This window comes from Sphingobacteriaceae bacterium GW460-11-11-14-LB5 (genome assembly GCA_002151545.1).
Classification (GTDB): domain Bacteria; phylum Bacteroidota; class Bacteroidia; order Sphingobacteriales; family Sphingobacteriaceae; genus Pedobacter.
The window spans coordinates 12,357-24,376 of sequence record CP021237.1 but is presented as its reverse complement, the minus strand read 5'-3'; the positions used below and the strand labels follow the sequence as shown (position 1 = coordinate 24,376).

Sequence of the window (12,020 nt, the reverse complement as noted above, 5' to 3'; positions counted from 1 at the left end):
TAATATGTACGTAATACTACAATAATACGGTTTTATTACCTTGAGGCTGAAAGATTTTACATTTTTTAACATGCGTAGAATAATCATTTTTGAATAGCTATCGTTCAGCATAATCAGATCATTAATTTTCTGATGATCTGGAGCGCAATTCCTGCACCATGTAGGCCGGGTCCTGTCCTGCTGTGCGCTGCAATCCTTTTGGAAATCCCTTATGATAAACAATCTACCGCTGCCCAAAAGGGATTTTCGCTGCCATCAGGGCTATTCAACCTGGGATGGAGCTATAACAAAGAAGATGGCATACATTCAGCGGAGATCAGCGTAATCTGCGGGAACAAACTTAAACTACCTTAACTCCTTAATGGTGGAATAAACCCTGTAATAATTTCTTTTACCATTAAGGCATTTAGGACATTAAGAAATAGCACGTTCAGGACCTTAACTTTCTTAACTGCTTAATGGTAATTGAGAGTAAAAGGTTTACAAAAGCTTATAAACCAAGAAAACCCTTCAACATTGCTGTTAAAGGGTTTCTTTTAAGATTTGGCACCGACCTACTCTCCCACGTGTTACCGCAGTACCATCGGCTCTGGTGGGCTTAACTTCTCTGTTCGGAATGGGAAGAGGTGGACACCACCGATATAGGCACCTAAATATTTTATTGAGGTAGAAGGTGGAGGGTTGTAGGGTATAAGGTTTACCCTTATGCCTATCTGCCTTTCGCCTTAAACCTTAAACATGATTGAAAGAAGTTATTATGAAGAACAAACAACAGTCTGTTTGCTTTGAAAGCTTCGGATGATTAGTACTACTCGACTGTGCTGTCGCCAGCTTTACATCTGTAGCCTATCAACGTAGTAGTCTGCTACGGTCCTATATGGAATTCTCATCTCGTGGCTAGTTTCGCACTTAGATGCTTTCAGCGCTTATCTATTCCCAGCGTAGCTACTCTGCAATGCCCCTGGCGGAACAACAGATTCACTAGAGGCTAGTCCAACCCGGTCCTCTCGTACTAAGGTCAGCCCCACTCAAAATTCCTACGCCCACAACAGATAGGGACCGAACTGTCTCGCGACGTTCTGAACCCAGCTCGCGTGCCACTTTAATCGGCGAACAGCCGAACCCTTGGGACCTTCTCCAGCCCCAGGATGTGACGAGCCGACATCGAGGTGCCAAACCTCCCCGTCGATATGAGCTCTTGGGGGAGATCAGCCTGTTATCCCCAGCGTACCTTTTATCCTTTGAGCGATGGCCCTTCCATGCAGAACCACCGGATCACTATATCCGTCTTTCGACCCTGATCGACTTGTCTGTCTCACAGTCAAGCAAGCTTATGCTATTGCACTCCGCGTACGGTTACCAAGCGTACTGAGCTTACCTTTGAAAGCCTCCGTTACCTTTTTGGAGGCGACCACCCCAGTCAAACTACCCATCAAACAATGTCTCCCGTAAGTACGGGATTAGACACCGAATACAGAAAGGGTGGTATTTCAACGTTGGCTCCACGACGCCTAGCGACGCCGCTTCAAAGCCTCCCACCTATCCTACACATCCTGTATCCAATGTCAATGTTAAATTGTAGTGAAGGTGCATGGGGTCTTTCCGTCCCGTTGCGGGTACCCGGCGTCTTCACCGGGACCACAATTTCACCGAGCTCATGGCTGAGACAGCGCCCAGATCGTTACACCATTCGTGCAGGTCGGAACTTACCCGACAAGGAATTTCGCTACCTTAGGACCGTTATAGTTACGGCCGCCGTTTACTGGGGCTTCGATTCAATGCTTCTCCTTGCGGATGACATCCCCTCTTAACCTTCCAGCACCGGGCAGGTGTCAGGCCTTATACCTCATCTTTCGATTTTGCAAAGCCATGTGTTTTTGTTAAACAGTCGCCTGGGCCTTTTCACTGCGGCTGACATTGCTGCCAGCGCCCCTTCTCCCGAAGTTACAGGGCCATTTTGCCGAGTTCCTTAGCCATGATTCACTCGAGCACCTTAGAATCCTCTTCCCGGATACCTGTGTCGGTTTGCGGTACGGGTTTTTATAACCTGAAGCTTAGCGGTTTTTCTTGGAAGTCTGATTACCTGCACTATCCACTCACCCGAAGGCTTGCGGTACTATCGACTTTCAGCTAGATCGGCGGATTTGCCTACCGTTCTAATACCTACTGTCTTTAACGATCTATTCCGTCAGATCGCGGCAGTGTCACTACTCCGTCCCCACATCGCAGTTATAAAAAGTACTGGAATATTAACCAGTTGTCCATCGAATTTCCCCTTCGGGTTCTCCTTAGGTCCCGACTGACCCTGATCCGATTAGCGTTGATCAGGAAACCTTATCCTTTCGGTGGGCGGGTTTCTCTCCCGCCTTATCGTTACTTATGCCTACATTTGCTTTTCTAGAAGCTCCAGCACCCATTACCAGGTACCTTCGCTGCCGCTAGAATGCTCCCCTACCGATATATTTCAATCCCATAGCTTCGGTGTACAGTTTAATGCCCGTTTATTATCCATGCCCGATCGCTCGACTAGTGAGCTGTTACGCACTCTTTAAATGAATGGCTGCTTCCAAGCCAACATCCTAGCTGTCTGTGCAATCGGACCTCGTTAGTTCAACTTAACTGTAACTTGGGGACCTTAGCTGATGGTCTGGGTTCTTTCCCTCTCGGCGCGTGACCTTAGCACCCCGCGCCTCACTGCAGATCATATTTCATAGCATTCGGAGTTTGTCTGGATTTGGTAGGATTTGACTCCCCCGCACCCAATCAGTAGCTCTACCTCTATGAAACTTAATATCCACGCTGTTCCTAAAAACATTTCGGGGAGTACGAGCTATTTCCCAGTTTGATTAGCCTTTCACCCCTACCCACAGATCATCCGGAAACTTTTCAACGTTTATCGGTTCGGTCCTCCAGTACGTGTTACCGCACCTTCAACCTGTCCATGGGTAGATCACAAGGTTTCGCGTCTACCCCCTCTGACTATACGCCCTATTCAGACTCGCTTTCGCTTCGGATCCGTGCCTGAAGCACTTAACCTTGCCAGAGAGGAGTAACTCGTAGGCTCATTATGCAAAAGGCACGCCGTCACGCAACTTGTACGCTCCGACCGCTTGTAAGTACACGGTTTCAGGTTCTATTTCACTCCCCTGTTCGGGGTTCTTTTCACCTTTCCCTCACGGTACTGGTTCACTATCGGTCTCTCAGGAGTATTTAGCCTTACCGGATGGTGCCGGCAGATTCCCACAAGGCGTCTCCGACCTCGCGGTACTCAGGATACTGCTAGGCTAGCATTCTATACGTGTACCGGGCTATCACCGTGTATCGCTGGGCTTCCCATCCCATTCCACTTCTGTTTGCTAATGCCACAACGCAGTCCTACAACCCCCACTTTGCCGTAACAAAGTAGGTTTGGGCTCTTTCCCTTTCGCTCGCCACTACTTAGGAAATCATTGTTATTTTCTCTTCCTCTGCTTACTTAGATGTTTCAGTTCGGCAGGTTTGCTCATTATATGTGACTAGTCTTCAACTAGCCGGGTTGCCCCATTCGGAAATCTTCGGATCAATTCCTATTTGCAAATACCCGAAGCTTATCGCAGCTTATCACGTCCTTCATCGCCTCTGAGAGCCAAGGCATCCCCCGTGTACTCTTTATTACTTTCTTCTACTCATACGCCTTTTGCGCCGTATGGTATGCTTTTTTGCTCTTGTTATGATGTCTCATACCGTTGTCTGGATTGCTCCTTCTTCCGGTGAGCACAAACACAACAGTCGCCTATTGTTGTTTGCTCTTCTTTTTTAACTTCTTCCAATATGTCAAAGAACTTTACTAAGGTTGAAGGTGGAGGGTATAAAGGTAGGGGGTTTCATTGTCCCCTAACTAAGCCTCGTTTCAGCCTTATTAGTAAAAACTGCGGTCTCGAACCGTTTCAGATGTTTTCTTTATTACATCTGTGCCCCATGGCGTTTCTTCTTAATCTTTATGTCAATGTATATTACCGATCCCGGTAACCTTTGTATTATGTGGTGGAGAATAACGGAGTCGAACCGTTGACCTCCTGCGTGCAAGGCAGGCGCTCTAGCCAGCTGAGCTAATCCCCCAAAAGGATGTAAACGTGTAGTCCCGTCCAGATTTGAACTGGAGACCCCTACATTATCAGTGTAGTGCTCTAACCAGGCTGAGCTACGGGACTGTTGATTTAAGGTCGGCTATCGTATGCAGTATATAGTATCTTACCGCTACTGCTTTCCTTTGGCTTTCCCCATCTTTAGGTTCCGTTATGCTTTGCACTTAAGCTATGGCACACCGTTGTCTTCTGGGTGTTTCTTTTTTTCTCTTGTGTTTTTTAAAGTATATGGTATGGCATGGTGGCCTTAAGCCTTCTACCTTATTACCTTCTACCTTATTTAGAAATATCATGTTGCGTGGCGAGTAGGCGGTGCTACTCCAGAAAGGAGGTATTCCAGCCGCACCTTCCGGTACGGCTACCTTGTTACGACTTAGCCCCAGTTATCGGTTTTACCCTAGGACGCTCCTTGCGGTTACATACTTTAGGTACCCCCAACTTCCATGGCTTGACGGGCGGTGTGTACAAGGCCCGGGAACGTATTCACCGCGTCATTGCTGATACGCGATTACTAGCGAATCCAACTTCATGGGGTCGAGTTGCAGACCCCAATCCGAACTGTGAATGGCTTTGTGAGATTCGCATACCGTTGCCGGCTAGCTGCCCTCTGTACCATCCATTGTAGCACGTGTGTAGCCCCGGACGTAAGGGCCATGATGACTTGACGTCGTCCCCTCCTTCCTCTCTGTTTGCACAGGCAGTCTGTTTAGAGTCCCCATCATTACATGCTGGCAACTAAACATAGGGGTTGCGCTCGTTGCGGGACTTAACCCAACACCTCACGGCACGAGCTGACGACAGCCATGCAGCACCTAGTTTCGTGTGATTGCTCACTGATCTATCTCTAGATCATTCACTAACTTTCAAGCCCGGGTAAGGTTCCTCGCGTATCATCGAATTAAACCACATGCTCCTCCGCTTGTGCGGGCCCCCGTCAATTCCTTTGAGTTTCACTCTTGCGAGCGTACTCCCCAGGTGGAACACTTAACGCTTTCGCTTAGCCGCTGACTGTGTATCGCCAACAGCGAGTGTTCATCGTTTAGGGCGTGGACTACCAGGGTATCTAATCCTGTTTGATCCCCACGCTTTCGTGCCTCAGCGTCAATAAGACCATAGTAAGCTGCCTTCGCAATCGGTGTTCTGAGACATATCTATGCATTTCACCGCTACTTGTCTCATTCCGCCTACCTCTAGTCCATTCAAGCCCATCAGTATCAAGGGCACTGCGATAGTTGAGCTACCGTCTTTCACCCCTGACTTAACAGGCCGCCTACGCACCCTTTAAACCCAATAAATCCGGATAACGCTTGGATCCTCCGTATTACCGCGGCTGCTGGCACGGAGTTAGCCGATCCTTATTCTTCCGGTACATTCAGCTATTTACACGTAAATAGGTTTATTCCCGGATAAAAGCAGTTTACAACCCATAGGGCAGTCTTCCTGCACGCGGCATGGCTGGTTCAGAGTTGCCTCCATTGACCAATATTCCTTACTGCTGCCTCCCGTAGGAGTCTGGTCCGTGTCTCAGTACCAGTGTGGGGGGCCATCCTCTCAGATCCCCTAGTCATCGTCGCCTTGGTGGGCCGTTACCCCGCCAACTAGCTAATGACACGCATGCCCATCTTCATCCCATAAATGTTTGATCATTGGATAATGCCATCCTGTGATTTTATGCGGTATTAATCCGGATTTCTCCGGGCTATCCCCCAGATAAAGGTAGGTTGCATACGCGTTACGCACCCGTGCGCCACTTTCATATCCAGCAAGCTGGATAATCTCGTTCGACTTGCATGTATTAGGCCTGCCGCTAGCGTTCATCCTGAGCCAGGATCAAACTCTCCATTGTAAAATGTGTTGTAAGATGCTGACCAGTTTTAACTATTGTTAAAAATAGTCTTCTTTTTGTTATGTTGTCTGTTAGACACCACCTTTAAAATAAAGCTACGTAATCATGTACTTTGATCGGTACTCCATTACCTCGCTACGCTACATTGACATCTCTTTTAAGAACTTGTTGATCTGGTAAACCTCGCGGCCGATCAGTTATATATCTTCGGTTTCAGTTCCGGCCGGTCTTATTCGTCCAACCTGTGTTTCAATCCGTTTCAATCTTTTTTTGTTATCTTCCCGACATCCGCCGTTCCGATTTTTTTGCCCTTCCTTTTGGTTGGGAGTGCAAAGGTAAGGATCTTTTTTAAACTTCCAAATAAAATAAATTTTATTTTTTCTGTCTTCTTTTTTCCTCTCCCCTTATTTCAATACGCTAATGTTATTTAGCTTTCCGTCCTTCCGAACCGGGCTGCAAAGGTAGCAATCTTTTCTTCTCCCGCAATATTTATTTTAAAATAAATATTGCCTCACTCGCCCTAATGCCATCCTTATCTAAAACCCTTCCTCCGAAGCGGGATGCAAAAGTAGGATTTTTTATCGTACACGCAAAACATTTTTATGGAATGGGGCGGGGATTAGCGTAACCACATGGCTTACAGACAGAAAAAATATGCCGATGGTTAAAACTTTTTAAGGAAACAAGTGTTTATCGGCGCACCGCCCCCAAACAATCCTGAAGTTTTCCTTGCAGCCAGTCAGCCCCTGCAAAATAAACCTGATTGAAATGAAAAGCCCACAGCGCAGCGAGGACTTGGAATGAAAAGCAGGAACCAACCTGGATAGTAGCACTAAACCTGCTTTACTAAAAAAAACAATTCGCCAATTAATATTTGCAAAATGGAATAACAACCAATTCCTTTATGCTCTGACAATAGCCAAAAGTTTTTTACCCGTAGTTAAAACAAGCACAGCGACTAGCCCTGCTGCTAATCCAAAAGCAAATTCTCTAAGAATTGAAGGCCAAGTATGAAGAACATGATGTAGAAAACTAACATTGTGCGCAAAAATCCCACCTGAAACCAGGATCAATGCGACCGTACCTACAACACTTAATATTTTTATTATAACCGGTAAGGAACGAACCAATAGATTTCCTATGGATGAGAATATACCTTTTTCGCCCGAGGCCTTCATTAAACGATATCCAACATCATCCATCCTTACAATAATGGCCACGATACCATAAACACCAACGGTAGCCAACAAGGCTACAGCTGACACCGTCAAAATTTGTATAAGCAGCTTTTCTTCGAGCACACTTCCTAAAGCAATAATTACAATTTCTATTGATAAAATAAAATCGGTAATAATAGCTGATTTGATCTTTGCTTTTTCTGCTACCTCGCCCTCCTGGATAACTTCTTTTGCTTCTACGTGCGAGGGTTTTGATCGATGAATAAAATATTCAACAATTTTTTCTACCCCTTCATAGGCAAGGTACAAGCCACCTAATACCAAGACCACTTTAATTGCTACCGGAAAAAAGAAATTGAGCAATAACGCAATGGGAACAATAATAAGTTTATTCACAAATGACCCCTTGGTGATTGCCCAAAGTACAGGTAACTCTCTTGAAGAAAGAAAACCAGTAGATTTTTCTGCATTAACCGCTAAATCATCTCCCAGGATTCCTGCAGTTTTCTTGGCCGCTACCTTAGCTGTCACCGCTACATCGTCCATTAAAGCACCTATATCATCCAAAATCGCAAAAAAACCTGAAGCCATATCTAAATCAATTATGCCGCAAAATATCAAATCCTTTCCAGATTCGGACAATCATATTTAAATCTTTAAGGGATAAGGCTAAAACAATATTCTACAGAAGGGGTCTATTTGCTAAATCTATCAATACAAACAATACCGAAGTACTTCATACTGAAGAGTTAATACGTAATTATAGGGATAGTGATAAGAAACCTATCCTTTTTAAAAGCACAGTTTAACTTTAGGCACCCATTAAGCCTGATTAAATATTTGATGATTTGGAGCGCAATTTCTACACCATGTGGGTGAGGTACTGTCCTGCTGTACGCTGCAATCCTTTTGGAAATTGTGTTTATCAACAATCCATCTTCGCCCAAAAGGGATTTTCGCTGCCATCAGGGCTATTCAAGCTGGGCTGGAGCTATAACAAAGAAGATGGCATACATTCAGCGGAGATCAGCGTAATCTGCGGGAACAAACTTAAACTACCTTAACTCCTTAATGGTGGAATAAACCCTGTAATAATTTCTTTTACCATTAAGGCATTTAGGACATTAAGAAATAGCACGTTCAGGACCTTAACTTTCTTAACTGCTTAATGGTAATTGAGAGTAAAAGGTTTACAAAAGCTTATAAACCAAGAAAACCCTTCAACATTGCTGTTAAAGGGTTTCTTTTAAGATTTGGCACCGACCTACTCTCCCACGTGTTACCGCAGTACCATCGGCTCTGGTGGGCTTAACTTCTCTGTTCGGAATGGGAAGAGGTGGACACCACCGATATAGGCACCTAAATATTTTATTGAGGTAGAAGGTGGAGGGTTGTAGGGTATAAGGTTTACCCTTATGCCTATCTGCCTTTCGCCTTAAACCTTAAACATGATTGAAAGAAGTTATTATGAAGAACAAACAACAGTCTGTTTGCTTTGAAAGCTTCGGATGATTAGTACTACTCGACTGTGCTGTCGCCAGCTTTACATCTGTAGCCTATCAACGTAGTAGTCTGCTACGGTCCTATATGGAATTCTCATCTCGTGGCTAGTTTCGCACTTAGATGCTTTCAGCGCTTATCTATTCCCAGCGTAGCTACTCTGCAATGCCCCTGGCGGAACAACAGATTCACTAGAGGCTAGTCCAACCCGGTCCTCTCGTACTAAGGTCAGCCCCACTCAAAATTCCTACGCCCACAACAGATAGGGACCGAACTGTCTCGCGACGTTCTGAACCCAGCTCGCGTGCCACTTTAATCGGCGAACAGCCGAACCCTTGGGACCTTCTCCAGCCCCAGGATGTGACGAGCCGACATCGAGGTGCCAAACCTCCCCGTCGATATGAGCTCTTGGGGGAGATCAGCCTGTTATCCCCAGCGTACCTTTTATCCTTTGAGCGATGGCCCTTCCATGCAGAACCACCGGATCACTATATCCGTCTTTCGACCCTGATCGACTTGTCTGTCTCACAGTCAAGCAAGCTTATGCTATTGCACTCCGCGTACGGTTACCAAGCGTACTGAGCTTACCTTTGAAAGCCTCCGTTACCTTTTTGGAGGCGACCACCCCAGTCAAACTACCCATCAAACAATGTCTCCCGTAAGTACGGGATTAGACACCGAATACAGAAAGGGTGGTATTTCAACGTTGGCTCCACGACGCCTAGCGACGCCGCTTCAAAGCCTCCCACCTATCCTACACATCCTGTATCCAATGTCAATGTTAAATTGTAGTGAAGGTGCATGGGGTCTTTCCGTCCCGTTGCGGGTACCCGGCGTCTTCACCGGGACCACAATTTCACCGAGCTCATGGCTGAGACAGCGCCCAGATCGTTACACCATTCGTGCAGGTCGGAACTTACCCGACAAGGAATTTCGCTACCTTAGGACCGTTATAGTTACGGCCGCCGTTTACTGGGGCTTCGATTCAATGCTTCTCCTTGCGGATGACATCCCCTCTTAACCTTCCAGCACCGGGCAGGTGTCAGGCCTTATACCTCATCTTTCGATTTTGCAAAGCCATGTGTTTTTGTTAAACAGTCGCCTGGGCCTTTTCACTGCGGCTGACATTGCTGCCAGCGCCCCTTCTCCCGAAGTTACAGGGCCATTTTGCCGAGTTCCTTAGCCATGATTCACTCGAGCACCTTAGAATCCTCTTCCCGGATACCTGTGTCGGTTTGCGGTACGGGTTTTTATAACCTGAAGCTTAGCGGTTTTTCTTGGAAGTCTGATTACCTGCACTATCCACTCACCCGAAGGCTTGCGGTACTATCGACTTTCAGCTAGATCGGCGGATTTGCCTACCGTTCTAATACCTACTGTCTTTAACGATCTATTCCGTCAGATCGCGGCAGTGTCACTACTCCGTCCCCACATCGCAGTTATAAAAAGTACTGGAATATTAACCAGTTGTCCATCGAATTTCCCCTTCGGGTTCTCCTTAGGTCCCGACTGACCCTGATCCGATTAGCGTTGATCAGGAAACCTTATCCTTTCGGTGGGCGGGTTTCTCTCCCGCCTTATCGTTACTTATGCCTACATTTGCTTTTCTAGAAGCTCCAGCACCCATTACCAGGTACCTTCGCTGCCGCTAGAATGCTCCCCTACCGATATATTTCAATCCCATAGCTTCGGTGTACAGTTTAATGCCCGTTTATTATCCATGCCCGATCGCTCGACTAGTGAGCTGTTACGCACTCTTTAAATGAATGGCTGCTTCCAAGCCAACATCCTAGCTGTCTGTGCAATCGGACCTCGTTAGTTCAACTTAACTGTAACTTGGGGACCTTAGCTGATGGTCTGGGTTCTTTCCCTCTCGGCGCGTGACCTTAGCACCCCGCGCCTCACTGCAGATCATATTTCATAGCATTCGGAGTTTGTCTGGATTTGGTAGGATTTGACTCCCCCGCACCCAATCAGTAGCTCTACCTCTATGAAACTTAATATCCACGCTGTTCCTAAAAACATTTCGGGGAGTACGAGCTATTTCCCAGTTTGATTAGCCTTTCACCCCTACCCACAGATCATCCGGAAACTTTTCAACGTTTATCGGTTCGGTCCTCCAGTACGTGTTACCGCACCTTCAACCTGTCCATGGGTAGATCACAAGGTTTCGCGTCTACCCCCTCTGACTATACGCCCTATTCAGACTCGCTTTCGCTTCGGATCCGTGCCTGAAGCACTTAACCTTGCCAGAGAGGAGTAACTCGTAGGCTCATTATGCAAAAGGCACGCCGTCACGCAACTTGTACGCTCCGACCGCTTGTAAGTACACGGTTTCAGGTTCTATTTCACTCCCCTGTTCGGGGTTCTTTTCACCTTTCCCTCACGGTACTGGTTCACTATCGGTCTCTCAGGAGTATTTAGCCTTACCGGATGGTGCCGGCAGATTCCCACAAGGCGTCTCCGACCTCGCGGTACTCAGGATACTGCTAGGCTAGCATTCTATACGTGTACCGGGCTATCACCGTGTATCGCTGGGCTTCCCATCCCATTCCACTTCTGTTTGCTAATGCCACAACGCAGTCCTACAACCCCCACTTTGCCGTAACAAAGTAGGTTTGGGCTCTTTCCCTTTCGCTCGCCACTACTTAGGAAATCATTGTTATTTTCTCTTCCTCTGCTTACTTAGATGTTTCAGTTCGGCAGGTTTGCTCATTATATGTGACTAGTCTTCAACTAGCCGGGTTGCCCCATTCGGAAATCTTCGGATCAATTCCTATTTGCAAATACCCGAAGCTTATCGCAGCTTATCACGTCCTTCATCGCCTCTGAGAGCCAAGGCATCCCCCGTGTACTCTTTATTACTTTCTTCTACTCATACGCCTTTTGCGCCGTATGGTATGCTTTTTTGCTCTTGTTATGATGTCTCATACCGTTGTCTGGATTGCTCCTTCTTCCGGTGAGCACAAACACAACAGTCGCCTATTGTTGTTTGCTCTTCTTTTTTAACTTCTTCCAATATGTCAAAGAACTTTATTAAGGTTGAAGGTGGAGGGTATAAAGGTAGGGGGTTTCATTGTCCCCTAACTAAGCCTCGTTTCAGCCTTATTAGTAAAAACTGCGGTCTCGAACCGTTTCAGATGTTTTCTTTTATTACATCTGTGCCCCATGGCGTTTCTTCTTAATCTTTATGTCAATGTATATTACCGATCCCGGTAATCTTTGTACTATGTTGTGGTTTGTTTCAGCTATAGGCCTTACCCTATACCCTCTACCTTTTAACCCTCAACCTTAATGGTGGAGAATAACGGAGTCGAACCGTTGACCTCCTGCGTGCAAGGCAGGCGCTCTAGCCAGCTGAGCTAATCCCCC

Annotated in this window: 2 protein-coding genes, 3 tRNA genes and 5 rRNA genes; 1 reads left to right on the top strand and 9 read right to left on the bottom strand. The window is 46.5% G+C overall.

What is annotated here, in order from left to right; all coding sequences use genetic code 11:
• The first annotated feature begins 132 nt into the window (after positions 1 to 132).
• The gene (locus CA265_00115) at positions 133 to 354 is read left to right on the top strand and encodes a hypothetical protein (protein ARS38179.1); all 222 of its coding nucleotides are present in this window, start codon (positions 133 to 135) and stop codon (positions 352 to 354) included.
• 187 nt (positions 355 to 541) lie between these two features.
• On the opposite strand, the gene rrf (CA265_00110) is transcribed toward CA265_00115, so the two are convergent.
• The 9 genes from rrf (CA265_00110) to CA265_00070 form a co-directional block, all read right to left on the bottom strand.
• A 5S ribosomal RNA gene (gene rrf / locus CA265_00110) occupies positions 542 to 653 on the bottom strand.
• Between the two features lie 131 nt (positions 654 to 784).
• Positions 785 to 3,664: ribosomal RNA gene (locus tag CA265_00105) — 23S ribosomal RNA — on the bottom strand.
• A 357-nt stretch (positions 3,665 to 4,021) separates the two neighbouring features.
• Positions 4,022 to 4,098 (bottom strand) — tRNA-Ala (locus tag CA265_00100).
• Positions 4,099 to 4,115: 17 nt separating this feature from the next.
• Positions 4,116 to 4,190 (bottom strand) — tRNA-Ile (locus CA265_00095).
• Positions 4,191 to 4,445: 255 nt separating this feature from the next.
• Positions 4,446 to 5,966 (bottom strand): 16S ribosomal RNA (locus tag CA265_00090).
• Together the 16S, 23S and 5S rRNA genes with 2 tRNA genes alongside form the textbook arrangement of a ribosomal RNA operon.
• Before the next feature lie 906 nt (positions 5,967 to 6,872).
• Positions 6,873 to 7,739, bottom strand: a complete 867-nt coding sequence (locus CA265_00085; GenBank protein ARS38178.1) for a hypothetical protein — start codon at positions 7,737 to 7,739, stop codon at positions 6,873 to 6,875.
• A gap of 660 nt (positions 7,740 to 8,399) precedes the next feature.
• A 5S ribosomal RNA gene (rrf, locus tag CA265_00080) occupies positions 8,400 to 8,511 on the bottom strand.
• 131 nt (positions 8,512 to 8,642) lie between these two features.
• A 23S ribosomal RNA gene (locus CA265_00075) occupies positions 8,643 to 11,522 on the bottom strand.
• 421 nt (positions 11,523 to 11,943) lie between these two features.
• A tRNA-Ala gene (locus CA265_00070) sits at positions 11,944 to 12,020 on the bottom strand.

Coding starts and splice junctions, on each gene's coding strand:
- CA265_00115 (ARS38179.1), top strand. CDS start 133: ATGATCTGGAGCGCAATTCCTGCACCATGTAGGCCGGGTCCTGTCCTG.
- CA265_00085 (ARS38178.1), bottom strand. CDS start 7,739: ATGGCTTCAGGTTTTTTTGCGATTTTGGATGATATAGGTGCTTTAATG.